The 15,038-nt window shown below is 40.2% G+C and carries 14 protein-coding genes; 9 read left to right on the top strand and 5 right to left on the bottom strand.

Annotated features, from left to right (window positions below; genetic code table 11):
* The first annotated feature begins 88 nt into the window (after window positions 1-88).
* Window positions 89-610, top strand: coding sequence for a DUF6702 family protein (locus KO525_RS09165; protein ID WP_215963507.1), 522 nt, complete (start codon window positions 89-91; stop codon window positions 608-610).
* 81 nt (window positions 611-691) lie between these two features.
* Window positions 692-1,507, top strand: coding sequence for an ABC transporter substrate-binding protein (locus KO525_RS09160; RefSeq protein WP_215963506.1), 816 nt, complete (start codon window positions 692-694; stop codon window positions 1,505-1,507).
* 90 nt (window positions 1,508-1,597) lie between these two features.
* Here KO525_RS09160 and KO525_RS09155 read toward each other — a convergent pair whose 3' ends face one another.
* Window positions 1,598-1,984 (bottom strand): MerC domain-containing protein, encoded by a 387-nt coding sequence (locus KO525_RS09155; protein WP_215963505.1) that lies wholly within the window; start codon window positions 1,982-1,984, stop codon window positions 1,598-1,600.
* 378 nt (window positions 1,985-2,362) lie between these two features.
* On the opposite strand from KO525_RS09155, the gene KO525_RS09150 reads away from it, so the two are divergent.
* From KO525_RS09150 to KO525_RS09120, 7 genes are all read left to right on the top strand, one after another.
* Complete coding sequence (locus tag KO525_RS09150; RefSeq protein WP_215963504.1) at window positions 2,363-4,048, top strand: DUF4856 domain-containing protein; 1,686 nt, start codon at window positions 2,363-2,365, stop codon at window positions 4,046-4,048.
* A gap of 89 nt (window positions 4,049-4,137) precedes the next feature.
* Window positions 4,138-5,460, top strand: coding sequence for an imelysin family protein (locus KO525_RS09145; RefSeq protein WP_215963503.1), 1,323 nt, complete (start codon window positions 4,138-4,140; stop codon window positions 5,458-5,460).
* Window positions 5,460-7,766: a TonB-dependent receptor domain-containing protein gene (locus KO525_RS09140; protein ID WP_215963502.1), complete on the top strand. Its 2,307-nt coding sequence runs from the start codon at window positions 5,460-5,462 to the stop codon at window positions 7,764-7,766. The genes KO525_RS09145 and KO525_RS09140 overlap by 1 nt, the downstream gene beginning before the upstream one ends.
* 46 nt (window positions 7,767-7,812) lie before the next feature.
* Window positions 7,813-8,775: a sterol desaturase family protein gene (locus KO525_RS09135; protein WP_215963501.1), complete on the top strand. Its 963-nt coding sequence runs from the start codon at window positions 7,813-7,815 to the stop codon at window positions 8,773-8,775.
* A gap of 192 nt (window positions 8,776-8,967) precedes the next feature.
* A complete protein-coding gene (locus KO525_RS09130) occupies window positions 8,968-9,615 on the top strand; it encodes a flavin reductase family protein (RefSeq protein WP_215963500.1) in 648 nt (215 codons plus the stop codon).
* A gap of 93 nt (window positions 9,616-9,708) precedes the next feature.
* Complete coding sequence (locus KO525_RS09125) at window positions 9,709-10,134, top strand: thiol-disulfide oxidoreductase DCC family protein (protein WP_215963499.1); 426 nt, start codon at window positions 9,709-9,711, stop codon at window positions 10,132-10,134.
* Window positions 10,097-10,831: an SDR family NAD(P)-dependent oxidoreductase gene (locus KO525_RS09120; protein WP_215963498.1), complete on the top strand. Its 735-nt coding sequence runs from the start codon at window positions 10,097-10,099 to the stop codon at window positions 10,829-10,831. The genes KO525_RS09125 and KO525_RS09120 overlap by 38 nt, the downstream gene beginning before the upstream one ends.
* A 90-nt stretch (window positions 10,832-10,921) precedes the next feature.
* On the opposite strand, the gene KO525_RS09115 is transcribed toward KO525_RS09120, so the two are convergent.
* From KO525_RS09115 to dnaK, 4 genes are all read right to left on the bottom strand, one after another.
* On the bottom strand, window positions 10,922-11,230 hold the full coding sequence (locus KO525_RS09115) for a TIGR02450 family Trp-rich protein (protein WP_215963497.1): 309 nt from the start codon (window positions 11,228-11,230) through the stop codon (window positions 10,922-10,924).
* 16 nt (window positions 11,231-11,246) lie between these two features.
* Entirely contained in the window at window positions 11,247-11,528 is a 282-nt protein-coding gene (locus KO525_RS09110) for a DUF6482 family protein (RefSeq protein ID WP_215963496.1), read from the bottom strand.
* 135 nt (window positions 11,529-11,663) lie between these two features.
* On the bottom strand, window positions 11,664-12,800 hold the full coding sequence (gene dnaJ / locus KO525_RS09105; RefSeq protein WP_215963495.1) for a molecular chaperone DnaJ: 1,137 nt from the start codon (window positions 12,798-12,800) through the stop codon (window positions 11,664-11,666).
* Window positions 12,801-12,910: 110 nt separating this feature from the next.
* Window positions 12,911-14,842 carry a molecular chaperone DnaK gene (gene dnaK / locus KO525_RS09100; protein ID WP_215963494.1) on the bottom strand — a complete coding sequence of 644 codons (1,932 nt, stop codon included), beginning with the start codon at window positions 14,840-14,842 and terminating at the stop codon, window positions 12,911-12,913.
* Window positions 14,843-15,038: the final 196 nt, after the last annotated feature.

The raw sequence follows: 15,038 nt of genomic DNA, 5'->3' as shown, positions 1-15,038 counted from the left end.
TACAAATGCCCGATAATTATCGGGCATTTTTAGTTACATTGATTTTGATCATCTAACCCTTATTTTTTCTCTGACTTTTGGAACGTTCATGACATATCGCTGGTTTACATTAATCCCTTTTTTAATTGTATTACTCATGTCTAATTCTGCAGCGGCCCATAAACTGAAGTCTGCTTTTAGTATTGTATTATTTAATGAACGGACTGGCTTTCTGGAAGTGATGCACCGCTATTCACTTCATGATGCAGAAGAAGCGGCTCAGGAATTATTTAAAGGTAAATCTGATATTATTGACGATCCAAAAACCCAACAGAAGTTTGCCGATTACATTATGTCTAACTTTCAGATTAGAGATGAAAAAAAACAGCCAATTCCCCTGAACTTTGTCGGCTCTCAAAACGACGCTGGTTACTTTTGGATTTATCAAGATTATAAACTCACCAGACAATTCAAATGGATTGAAATAAAACAATTGGCACTCACTGAGTTGTGGCGAGAACAGATGAATGCGGTAAATGTCGAAAATGCTGGACAAACTAGCACGGTTACTTTCTCTGCCGGCGACAACTGGCAACGAGTCATAACTCAGGTTAACAGTAAGTTAAATTAACACTATTATTTACGCGCCAATCTAATGGCGTATTTCCATTTCCTTTTCTATATTTAAAACATAGTGGCTTGGGGAAATGTTATGAAACTCATCCTTTTTTTTGCGACGCTTACGCTTTGGGCATCAAGCTCTGTTGCCGTGCAACGAGTCCGTATCATTACCGTTGAAGAAGCCCCTGCGAACTATTTAAACTCGTCTGGTCAAGCCGATGGCTATGTCACAGAGATCATCAACGCTATGCAATTGAACATACAATCGCAATCTAATCTACTGACTGAAAACCAACAAGCTGTTGCCATTGAATTTGTACCTGAAGCCCGCAGTTTGAGTATTCTGCAAAGTGACAAAAACGTCGTAATGTTCAGTATTTCAAAAACAAAATCTCGCCAGAACCAATATTTATGGATCGGGAAAGTCATGAAAAAGGCTTGGCAGGTATATAGCTTGCCCGACACTCAAATAGAAATTTCAGACATCAATTCACTTCGACAACTAGATGCTATTGGTGTTGTCAGAGGGGATATAAGAGAAGAGTGGTTGATTGAAAAAGGCTTTAGTAACTTACAGTCTGTCACGCACCATGCGCAAAATTTGCAAATGTTATTGCGCGGCCGAGTTCCCGTTATTATTCACGAACCTCTAGGCATATTGTCCAACCTGCAGGCGATTGACCAAGGCATTGAAATAGTTAAGCCAACCTACCTGCTTAATACCTCATCTGTTTATATCGTCATGTCTGCGTCATCGGATCCAGAAATTTTCAACCAATGGCGTAACGCTTATTTATCGATAAAACAAGATGGCACATTAAAAGAGATAAGTTTGAAATGGCAAAGTAAAATTTATGCCGAACTAAGTGTATTACCGGAAATAAAGGACGACGTATTAGTTTTTTAATTAAAGCTTAAAAAACGTGATATCTAGGTCAATGTTGTACGAAATAAAACTTTTACTTAGTGCGTTTTCACTTCATGCACTAAACATTTTTTATTGGGCTAATTGTGCCATTGATATTGAAGTACGTTTCAAACTTTGACGGTTAAGTAAATGAGAAGATATTACTAAAATACTACCTACAACCGTAAACCAAGTTTCAACATGCTCACCAATAGTGACACCAAAAATCAAGGTTAAGATCCCAACCACACCAACCATAGCCGGTTGCGGGTTTTTATGAGTACGGTAAGCTCTAGGAATACTCACAGCTAAGATAACAATTACAGGTAATAGCAGAACAGTATGTAGCCAGGTTTCATGCATTTCTTCAGCAACAAAATTTAGACCTAAACTAACGCCACCAGATAACAAGATCACAGGCAAAATGCAGTGTAATACACACAAAAAAGATAACCATGCACCAGCGATGTCTCTCATTTCACTAAACCTTATTATTTAACAGGATTGATATAATATAACATTACATTTTTTTGAGCCAGATTTATTTTATTTTTATTTAGGTTTGCATCAAATTAAATTCTTTCGTTAGTCGGAACTAAATGGATGTTACAGCTAAACTGTGCCTGCCGTTTTACATTTGCCGTTATTACAATTTCTCATGACATCAAAACTCCACTTTTTAAACTTAATTAACAATCCCCCTCCGCAAAAGCAGAAGAAAATAACAATTTAGTTTCAACATATAAAAAAATAAATGCCCTAATCTAGATAATGAGATTGATTCTCATTAAGTTTTTGATTAACCTGTTCGGATTGATAACGATTCTCATTACGATAAAATTGGAAGCAACTCAGATGTTGAAAAAATCTTTAGTAACACTCGCTATTTTGGCTAATACCTTGGCGATTACTGCATGTTCATCAGACGATGATAAAAACTCAGCACCTACCGGTATAAATTTAGCGACAACTTCAGTTGACGAAAACGAAGTTGGCGCAGTCATTGGCCAGTTAACGGCGGTTGATTCTGACTCTAACGATACGCATACCTTCACCCTCGATGACGCCCGTTTTGAAATTTCTGGCGATCAGTTGTCACTTGCCTCTGACATCGCATTAAATTACGAAGTTGAAAGTACAGTAACGGTTAATGTCACAACAACAGACAGCGAAGGAAACTCGTTTTCAAGTGACCTCACTATTGATGTGAACGACGTTTTAGACAGATATGACTTTGGTGAACGAGTTTCTTATACCGGCCAAGTTGCTCGTCAGCTATTGATCCTTGAACTTAATAATTACATCGACAGCCAGCTAACGACTGACCTAAATAACAATGTATTAACCACACGTGACGAAGTTATTGCTAAATTGATGTCGTTTTACAAAATGACTTCGGACGAATATGTATTGGAGACAAGCCAAAACCCACTCACCGTTGCGACGACACCAAGTGCCGTTCAAACTATTTTAGCCGACGTTTCTTCTTCTTTAAAAGATTTAAGCGGTAAAATTGCGGGTAACGACGCAACTGGTCAGCATAAAGATTGGAGTACAGAATTTGTTGCATTTGGCGACAAAGGAACCCGTACGCCAGAACAAGAAATTATTCGCCTATTTAATCTAATTGCAGACAATGCAGAAGAAGAATTTTTCAATGGCAATGCTCGTACAGACGCCTTTGGCGATACCATTACAAAAGTTTATTTAAGTGACGATGGCTTAGACTACAAACAGCTTATCCAAAAAATATTACTTGGTGCAGTTAACTTTTCACAAGGTACTGATGATTACTTAGACAATAACATTGATGGTAAAGGTTTGTTGTCAACTCACGTTGTTGAAGCTGGTAGCAGTTACAGTGCTTTAGAGCATCAGTTTGACGAAGGGTTTGGCTACTTTGGTGCGGCACGTGACTATTTGGAATATTCAGATGACGAAATTTCCATAAAAGGTGGTCGTGACGATTATCAAGGCATGCACGATACAAATGGTGATGACGAGATTGATTTCACTTCTGAGTATATTTTTGGCCATGCCGCTAATGCTGCAAAACGTGACCGTGGGACTGTGACTAATGCAGCGCCAACCGACTTTACCTCAGATGCTATGAATGCCTTCCTAATAGGCAGAAAACTTCTTGCTGATACCGCCGGTACTGAACTAACTGATCAACAAATGGCTGATTTAATTGCCCAACGTGACATTGCCGTTGCAGCATGGGAAAAAGCCATCGCAGCAACAGTAGTGCATTACATAAACGATACGCTTGGCGATTATGCGACATTTGCAACAGACTCGTTTTCTTATAGTGATTTGGCTAAGCACTGGTCAGAACTAAAAGGTTTTGCAATCAGTTTGCAGTTCAGTCCGTTCTCGCCATTAACACCAACGCAGCATGAACAAGTTAATCAACTTATTGGCGATGCTCCTGAATTAGTCAGTGACAATGTAGACAGCTACAAAGCCGATTTGTTGCAAGCTCAAGGCATACTCGCAACAGCTTATGCTTTTGATGCGGAAAACGTTACAAACTGGTAGTTTTTTAAGTTTTATCAGTAAAAGCGATAGGCTGGCCAATGTGTCAGCCTTTTGTATTTTAAATTTGACAACAAAAGGTACAAGGTTAGATGAATTTTTCACGACATTTTTTGTCAGTTCCTCACATTAAATCAATCACGCTCAGTCTTACTTTATTGGTTTCAGCAGCATGCAGTGATTCGTTAACGAGCGAACAGGGAGCGGACTTTAAAGATGGACAAAGTGCCCCAGAAGTGGAAACAGAGTTTGACCAACTGGCATTAATAAATGGACTTACGACAAAAGTATTTTTACCTTCCATCGAACAATTTAAACAAGATACAACAACCTTAACTGCAGATATTAACAACTACTGTAGCTCGGTTGACGCATCAAATTCTGCCTCAGCACAGGCAGTTGAAGAATTAGCTATCGCCCAGAATAGTTGGCGCAACACTATGGATACTTGGCAGAAAATTGAAGTTATGCAAGTAGGCCCTCTCATTGAAAATGATTACAATTTAAGAAATGTTATTTATTCATGGCCGCTAGTCAATTATTGCGCGGTAGATCAAGATGTTGGTCACAATGAAGTTGGCCAATTTAACGGCGAAGATTACGATATAAGTCGTCGTACAAGCAATCGTAAAGGCTTAACAACTATTGAGTATTTGTTATTTAACGACTCTTTAGCTCATGCGTGTTCAAAGGACAGTTTGGCCCCCACAGGTTGGAATGAACGTCCAGCAGAAGAACGAATTAAGGCACGTTGTGAGTTTGCAACGGCAGTCGCTAATGACCTTAACCAAAATGCAACATTACTGCATACAAACTGGACTGACGAAACGAACGGTTTTCAATCACAATTGTTAACCTCCGGTCAATCTGATAGCAGTTTTGCCTCACCACATAAAGCAATAAACGCACTTACTGACGCTATGTTTTATATCGACAGCATAACCAAAGACAGCAAACTCGGTGCTCCCATTGGATTGGCTGATAATAGTTGTGGAAATATGGCATGTGTTGCTGATGTCGAATCAAATATTGCGGATTATGGTTTAGCCAACATTCGTAATAATTTAGTGGCGTTTAGGATGTTATTTGTCGGTGGCAGTGATGCACCTGAAGATATCGGTTTTGATGACTTTCTACGCGAAGTAGATGGTGACGAGTTAGCTACAACTATGACAAACGACATAGACGCAGCAATAACGTTAATCGAACAGTTTAATGAAGCGGCTGACACTCAGGTCTCTAACCAACCCGCTACAGCGATAAATGGCAATATGAATGATGCTGTGACAACTAACCCAGAAAAAATTCAAGCCGTTTATGTAGCGGTCAAAAAAGTCACAGATAATCTTAAATCCTTGTTTATTACTTATCTCGCATTAGAACTGCCAATTACATCTGCCGGAGACGCTGACTAATGACGACCCGTATTTTAAATACCCTGATTATTAGCGCGGCAATAGTCGGGCACACTCCAGCCATAGCAAACCAAGACATCACAACTGATGACGTTAACAAGACAAAGGTTAAGCAACAAATAATTGCCGATGAAGTTAAGAAGCAGCAGTCAAAAATGGCGACTGAACATATGCAAATATTGGGGCGCACCGACAAGCTAAGAACTGAAGCAGGTTCAGCGACCTTGATTGATGAACTGGCACTCGACAAAATGGAATACGACGATATACATCGTATTTTAGCGCAAGTGCCTGGGGTTAATATTCGTCAAGAAGACGGTTACGGTTTACGCCCTAACATAGGTTTTCGTGGCGTAACGCCTGAGCGCAGTAAAAAGATCAATATTCTTGAAGACGGTATATTGATTGGCCCTGCGCCCTACTCCGCACCGGCAGCCTATTATTTTCCAAGCGTAAATCTAATGACATCCGTCGAAGTATTTAAAGGGCCTGCGGCAATTAAGTATGGCCCTAACACGGTTGCTGGCACATTAAATATGACGACACGGGTTATTCCAGAGTCATCTGAAGGTACTATTGATTTAAGCTACGGCTCAAATGCGTATTCGAAAATCCATGCCCATTGGGGCAACTCAATTAACTTAGGTCCTGGTCAATTAGGGTTTATGTTAGAGGGTCTTTCGCTGTCTGCAGACGGTTTTAAAGATATCGATTTTGCTGAAAAAAGCTTATATGACGAAGATAGTGGTTTTAACAAAAACGACGTTTTAGCAAAATTAAATTACCTAGTCTCCGGCAAGTTGTTTGGTGAAGACGTTGATCATTATATCGAACTCAAACTAAGTCAGTCGGATGAAGACAGTAACGAAACTTACATGGGCTTAACGGATGGTGACTTTGCCTCTACGCCTTATCGTCGTTACGCAGTCAGTCAGGTTGGCAATATGGTTTGGGAACATAATCAGTCAATGTTGACCTATTCAATCTCAAACCAATCTATAATGTGGGTTAATCGCCTTTATAACAATACGTTTACCCGAGCTTGGCAAAAAGTAAATGGGTTTAATCACACCACAACGCTGCAAAACATTATTGCTAATCCAGCGGAATACGAAGACTTTTATCAAATACTGACCGGTGAACGCGATTCGATTGCCGTCAGCGAACAACTCATTGTCGGCACCAACGACCGCAGTTATTATTCCCGGGGCTGGCAGTCTGATCTTTCGTATTCAACGGCAATTTTTGACATAGAACACGTTATTAAAACGGGCGTACGTGTTCATCAAGACCGCATTGACCGCGATCACTTTGAACAAAATTTTAAGATGACTCAAGGTATTATGACGCCAATAGATGATACGACCGAATTTACAACTGTCGATTATGAAAAAAGCAATGCGGTTTCTGTCTACTTTGAAGATACGTTAAAGTTAAATGACCTAGAACTAACAGCCGGTGTTCGCGGTGAAATGGTTGACAGTCGATATCAAAACCGGCAAGTCGACGCCACCGAAGACTGGTTAGAAAAGTCTTCAACCACTTGGTTATATAGTTTGTCTGGGTTTTACACCTTAAATAATAACACAGGCATTTTTGCCGGAGTACATCAAGGTTATGTACCAACAAGTCCAAAGCAAGCGGCTAGCATCGAGCCAGAAAAGAGTGTCAATTATGAATTAGGTGGTCGCTATCAAAAAGGGGAAACAAAATTTGAAGCTGTATTGTTTTATAATGACTTCGAAAACTTGAAAGAAAGCTGCTCCTTTTCGACAAGTGCGTCTTGCACAAACACAGCCCTTCTTGACCAAGAATATAATGGCGGTGAAGTTGAAGTGTCTGGTTTAGAGCTCAGTTCGGGTAGTCGAGTAATAATTACCGACACTATAGATTTACCTTGGTCTGTGACATACACCTATACCGATTCTGCGTTTAAATCCGACTTTAATTCGACATTTGAAATGTGGGGCGACATCGAAAAAGGTGATCCGGTCCCTTACTTACCAAACAATCAATTTGCCCTTAATGTCGGCTTAGAGACAACAACATGGCAGCTTAGTGCAATTATAAAATACACGAGTGACATGCCAGAGGCGGCTGGTGACAATGTTTCATTGTCAGGACTATCAACCGATGCAAGTACAGTAGTGGACATAAATGCCAATTACTCATTGCCTGGTGGGCACACACTTTATCTTAAAATAGACAATATATTAGACGACGTTGCTTTAGTATCACGTCGACCATTTGGCGCACGACCAAGCAAACCCCAACAATTTTTTGTTGGTTATAAATACCAGTTTTAATTGATAAGATGACAAACTTAAGTTACTTCAACTTTGATTTTAAACTATGACCTTTTATGACGGGCTCGCTTTATTAAACGACAACCTGCTAGCGCACGTAACTAGCCCCAATAAACGTTTGTTTTGGGGCTATATTATTGCCACTTTGGCGATTGTTTTTGTCGTCAGTAGCCGTCATAAAAAAAACACGAGCTTTTTAAAATATGTCTTAGACAAACGTATTTGGCTTCACCGCTCTGCAGTACATGATTATGTCATTTTTATAATTAACATTGTCATTAAAACTCTTATTATCACACCATTTTTGTTTGCTGTTGCACCAATTGCAATATGGGTCTCGTTTGGCCTGGAGAATATTTTTGGTGAACTCCCTGCTGTAGTCACTAATAAAACAGGTGTGGCGGTGCTATTTACCGTTATGCTCTTTTTAATGGACGACCTTACTCGATTTTTACTTCACTTAGCTTTACATAAGATCCCCGTTTTATGGGCATTTCATAAGGTACACCATAGTGCGCAGGTTTTAACACCGGTAACGGTTTATCGAATTCATCCGGTGGAAAGTGCACTTTATGCCATACGACTGCTGTTAGTTAATGGTCTTGTTTTAGGCTTGGGATTTTATTTGTTTAGCTACCAATTGCGGGTTATCGACATTTTGGGAGCCAATATGTTTATTTTTGCATTTAATGTTTTGGGGGCTAATTTGCGTCATTCACATGTTTGGTTTAGTTGGCCAAAAACAATAGAAAAATGGTTTATCTCCCCTGCTCAACATCAAGTTCACCATAGTCGCGCTTTCATCCACCGAGACAAAAACTTTGGTACCACATTGGCAATTTGGGACCGTATGACACACTCATTAGTCTGCAGTCATGAATGTTCAAAACCAATAATATTTGGGGTAAGAGATAAAAAAATAAACCAATCGGTCGTAACTTTATACTTCAAGCCTATTGGTGATTTTGCCACGGTTTTGGTTAATATATTTAAACGCCCTACCAAATAATTTGTCTCGCTTAAATAAGTAAATAGCTTCTAAGCTTTGTGCCACCTTCATTTCGAGTCACCAAAGCAACTTTTATCACGTAATTGGTAACTGTTTTGCAATGTCATATTGATCAAATTTGATCTATTTTTTGCCCAGTGCGTAATACTGTAAGAAGACAGCACTTTTGAACTAGGTAACGAACATAACAACATGACCCACTTTAATGAAAATCAATTAAGCGAAATGCCAACACGGCAACGAGCGCAATTTATAAATAGTTTGTCTGGTTATAAAAGCGCGAATTTAGTCGGTACGATAGATAACGCCGGGCAAACCAACCTAGCTATGATTAGTTCGGTGGTACATTTAGGCGCGTCTCCAGCATTAATGGGTTTTATCGTTAGGCCAAACACGGTCACTCGACATACGTTAGAAAATATTGAACAAACCAACCAATACACTATCAACCAAGTCAATAGCTCGATTTGGCAACAAGCACATCAAACGTCTGCACGATATGACAAAAGCCAAAGTGAATTTAGTGAAACCGGGCTAAGCCCTTTCTATATTGCAGGCGTTTCGGCGCCGTTTGTTGCTGAAAGTGAGTTAAAATACAGCCTAGAACTTCAACAAATTATTCCAATTGAATTAAACGGCACCTTGTTTGTTATCGGAAAAATAACCAACGTTATTTGTAACACCTCCGTTATCAAACAAGACGGATACATTGATATTGAAGCCATCGATACTGTTGCTATTTCTGGTCTAGACAGCTATCACCAAACCCAGAGACTCAGCCGGTTAAGCTACGCCAAGCCAGAAAGTATGACTCAACAAATTCCACTTGATGGCATGTGATTGTTGAAAATGAAGTAACTCCAGAATCTAAAAACTCAGTTAAGCTAATTTAGTTCGGGTAAAACAGAACACCGACAAGTGAGGCAATACCTTATGATGACAATATTTTACGATGGTCAGTGCCCGCTTTGCTCATCGGAAATGCGGCATTTAAAACAACATGACACACATGATGTGATCAACCTAGTTGACTTGCACCAACAGGATTTTGCTAAACATTACCCCGATATCGAGTTCTCCAAGGCGATGGCGATATTGCATGGCCGCTATCAAGATAAGATATTACTTGGTCTTGAAGTGACCCATCGAGCATGGACACTTGTAGGAAAGGGCTTTTGGGTTGCACCGTTAAACTGGCCAATAATTAAACCAATAAGCCACTGGGTTTATCTTGTTGTCGCAAAATATCGACAGCCCATTTCCGCAGTACTCGCAAATTTATTTAACATCAAAACAGATACTTGCCAAAACGGAGCTTGTAATGCAAAAGCAACAAAGCCTAATCATTGGCGCAAATAGCGGCATCGCTAAAGCACTTGCCGCTGAAGTACTTTCTCAGTCTGACAAAGGACTCATATTAGTGAGTCGAGATTTAGCTATTTACGAAAATACAATTGGCCCACATATCCACAAAATCGAGATTGATAACTACCATGTTGACGAAATAAAGCGAGCGGTGAGAAAAATTCAAAAAGTCTCAAATCTCCCCATTACTCAAGTCTTTATTTGCCAAGGATTACTCCATAGCGACACGATAAAGCCAGAAAAGCGGTTAGAGGATATAGACACAGCTTCGTTCCAACAAATCGTCACAGTCAACGCGCTAACCCCTTTGCTTTGGCTTCAACAATTAGTCTCTACATTGACTGGTGCCCATAATTGCAAAGTGGTTGTATTTAGTGCTCGGGTCGGCAGCATTAACGATAATCAACTTGGTGGTTGGTATAGCTACCGGGCATCCAAAGCAGCGTTAAACATGATGCTAAAAAATGCCGCGATTGAACTGGCTAGGCGGGCCAAAAATATCAAAATCATTTCGTTTCATCCTGGAACAACTGACACTGAGTTATCCAAACCATTTCACTCTAATGTGCCTGCGGGAAAACTGTTTACCCCTAAATTTGTCGCCCAGCAACTTTTCACTATTTTAGCGAATACAGAAATAGATGGAACATTGAGTTTTTTAGATTGGCAGGGAAAATCAATTGAGTGGTGAGTGACTGCATTTATCACTATAACAAGTTGGTGTATTTAAGGCTTATGCTTCGAGAACAGAGTGAACTTAACTGAGCCTAATCTAAACAGACTAATTCCAACCCAGTCGCCACTTATCTGCTTGCTTTAGTTCTCGCCAATCCAATAAGTACTCATTGTTTGAAATCACGGCCTCAATTTTACACTCGACGACATTTTGCCATTCGTCAAACGTGACTGACGTTACCAAAAAATGCTTTTCTTTATTAGTCACGTGCACTTTAGTCCATTTACTGTTGAGTAATGCTTTTGGGCTCACTTGGTTTTTTGGCGCGTTATATTGGCAATGCCCTACGCCATTTACATTTGAAAGTGTTTCTATTGAGGCTGTTTTATTAGGTATTGTTGTATTAGATGTCATTGACTTAGGCCTTTTATTACAACTGTACAACGTGAAGGCATGGTGCACGTTCTGCATTACCACACATTTCGTCATATGCGGTTTGATATTCAATATCCGCAACCAAAATCCCTTTATTTCGTAATAGCATTTTGGCTTCTACTAATGAACTGCATGATATAACTTTACCTTGGGGATCTAGCGGTAAAAGGTTATGCGCTGAGTCAATTACACCTACAAGATAGTGTGACGACTCTGCAATACAAAGAATCGTTGGCTTTAATACGTTGTCATATTTAGGTTGATTTGATGTGTACATAATTAAATTCCTGTCTGTTGCGTTAATTAATGTACGTTGGGACAATCCATTAAGATCACATTGAACATCAGCACTTTATTACAGGCATAAAAAAACCTCGATAAACGAGGTTTTTTTGAATTTATAAAAGCCTGATTAACTTGTTAAGTCATCAAAAAACTTCTTCACACCATCAAAAAAGCTTTGCTCTTTTGGACGGTATTTTGACGATTTACCAGACATGCTTTCATTAAACTGTTGCAACAATTCTTTTTGGCTTTCGTTTAAGTTGACCGGCGTTTCGATCATAACCTTACACATCAAGTCACCAATAGCACCACTGCGAACAGACTTAACGCCTTTGCCTCGTAAGCGGAACATTTTACCAGTTTGCGTTTCTGAAGGCACTTTAAGCTTAGCGCGACCGTCTAATGTCGGAACTTCAATTTCGCCACCAAGTGCAGCTGTACTGAAGCCAATTGGCACTTCGCAATACAAGTTATTACCGTCACGAACAAAAATTGGATGATCTTTAACATGTACTTGAACAAACAAGTCACCCGTTGGTGCGCCGTTTAATCCAGCTTCACCTTCACCACTTAGACGAATACGGTCGCCTGTATCAACGCCTGCTGGGATCTTAACCGATAAGGTTTTGGTCTTTTCAATTCGACCTTGACCATGACAAGAGTTACACGGATCTGAGATAACTTGACCTTGGCCTTTACACGTTGGACAAGTTTGCTGAACCGCAAAAAAGCCCTGACGCATTTGCACTTGGCCATTACCATGACAAGTACTACAGGTTTTAGGAGACGAGCCTTTTTTAGCACCACTTCCGCTACATGGATTACATGTTACCCAAGTTGGCACTTTGATTTCGAGTTCTTTACCACGAACGGCGTCTTCTAAACTCATTTCTAAGTTGTAACGTAAATCAGCGCCACGTTGTTGTCTGTGACCACCGCCACCACGACGACCACCGCCACCAAATATATCACCAAACACATCGCCAAATACGTCACTGAAATCACCGCCGCCATGACCATGACCACCGCCACGTCCGTTTTCAAACGCCGCATGACCATAACTATCATACTGGTGACGCTTGTCTTCGTCTGACAATATTTCGTATGCTTCTTTTACTTCTTTGAATTTTATTTCAAGATCTTTGTCACCGGCAGTACGGTCTGGGTGATACTTCATCGCCAAGCGTTTATACGCTTTTTTGATCTCACGTTCCGTTGAGTCTTTTGCTACTCCCAGAACTTCGTAATAATCGCGTTTAGACATGACTACGTTTAACCTATATTTTAAAAACAAAACAGGGCGTTTTAAAAACGCCCATGTTAATGACCTAAAAAGCCTGTGTTAGCATCGGCTAACACAGGACTGATTACATCTTATTTTTTATCGTCGTTTACTTCTTCAAACTCAGCATCAACGATATCGTCGTCCTGGGCATTTGACTGCTCAGCACCGGCTTCTGGGCCAGCTTGACCAGGTTGGCCGCCTTGTGCTTTAGCTTGAGCAAGCTCAACTAATTTTTGAGATGCTTCCATTAACGCTTGAGATTTTGCTTCAATATCTTCAACCGTACCAGACTTAGATGCAACCTTCAGCTCTTCAATCGCAGCTTCAATTGTCTCTTTGTCTTCAGCTGGTAAGTCATCACCAGCTTCACTGATTTGTTTCTCAGTTGCATGTGCTAGACCGTCAGCTTGGTTACGCGCTTGTGCTAGTTCCGCAAACTTCTTATCTTCTTCCGCGTTTGCTTCTGCGTCACGAACCATTGCTTCAATCTCATCATCCGACAAACCTGAGTTTGCTTGGATAGTGATCTTCTGTTCTTTACCAGTATCTTTATCTTTAGCAGATACATGCAAGATACCGTCAGCATCAACGTCAAATGTAACTTCGATTTGAGGCGTACCACGTTGCGCCGGACGTATACCTTCTAGGTTAAATTGACCTAAAGATTTATTACCTGATGCTTGTTTACGCTCACCTTGTAACACGTGAATCGTAACCGCAGCTTGGTTATCATCGGCAGTTGAGAATGTTTGTGATTGCTTAGTAGGAATCGTTGTATTTTTCTCAATTACCGGAGTCATTACACCACCCATAGTCTCTATACCTAGAGATAATGGCGTTACGTCTAATAACAATACGTCTTTAACGTCACCAGAAAGTACACCACCTTGAATCGCTGCACCAATTGCCACGGCTTCATCAGGGTTAACATCTTTACGAGGTTCTTTACCAAAGAACTCAGTAACAGCCTCTTGTACTTTAGGCATACGAGTTTGACCACCAACTAAGATAATGTCATTAACATCACTTACTGATAAGTCTGCATCTTTAAGTGCAACACGTAATGGTTCCAACGTCGCTTGGATCATGTCTTCAACTAGAGACTCTAGCTTCGCACGAGTGATCTTAATGTTCATGTGCTTAGGACCAGATGCATCCGCTGTTACATAAGGTAAGTTAACTTCGGTATTTTGTGCTGAAGATAATTCAATTTTTGCTTTTTCAGCTGCTTCTTTAACACGTTGCATAGCAAGCGGGTCATTTTTAAGATTAACGCCTTGCTCTTTTTTGAATTCTTCAACTAAGTAGTTGATAACACGGTTATCGAAGTCTTCACCACCTAAGTGTGTGTCACCGTTTGTTGCTAATACTTCAAACGTTTGCTCGCCGTCTACTTCATCAATTTCGATGATTGAGATATCGAACGTACCACCACCTAAGTCGTATACTGCAACAACATTGTCGCTGCCTTTTTTACCAACACCGTAAGCAAGTGCAGCAGCTGTTGGTTCGTTGATAATACGTTTTACGTCTAGACCAGCGATACGACCAGCGTCTTTAGTTGCTTGACGTTGTGAGTCATTGAAGTAAGCAGGTACAGTGATAACAGCTTCTGATACCGTTTCACCTAAATAGTCTTCTGCCGTCTTTTTCATTTTTTTCAAAACTTCAGCAGAGATTTGTGGCGCAGCCATTTTCTCGTTTTTAACTTCAACCCATGCGTCGCCATTGTCAGCTTTAACAATTTTGAACGGCATAATGTCGATGTCACGCTGAACTTCTTTATCTTCGAAACGACGACCAATTAAACGCTTAATCGCGAATAATGTATTATTTGGATTAGTTACCGCTTGGCGTTTAGCCGGTTGGCCAACTAAAATTTCGCCTTCATCTGTGTAGGCGATAATAGAAGGGGTTGTACGATCACCTTCCGCGTTTTCAATTACGCGAGGCTTGTCACCGTCTAATACAGCTACACATGAGTTAGTTGTACCTAAATCAATACCAATAATTCTACCCATGGGATTACACTCCAAAACATCAATTAAAATAGGGTTATAAATTTGCTTGGAACTTAAGTGGGGTTGGCGGAAACATTTTCAACTATTTAATGCATATTTTTTTACATTTTTTCTATTTACAGTGGAAAAAACCCAAGAAGTGGCCTTTTTTCGGCATATTAATCCGAATATTCGGGATTTAAGAACTATGGAAGAG

It is taken from the genome of Psychrosphaera sp. B3R10 (assembly GCF_018861025.1).
GTDB lineage: Bacteria > Pseudomonadota > Gammaproteobacteria > Enterobacterales > Alteromonadaceae > Psychrosphaera > Psychrosphaera algicola.
This window is presented reverse-complemented; position numbering and strand designations above follow the sequence as displayed.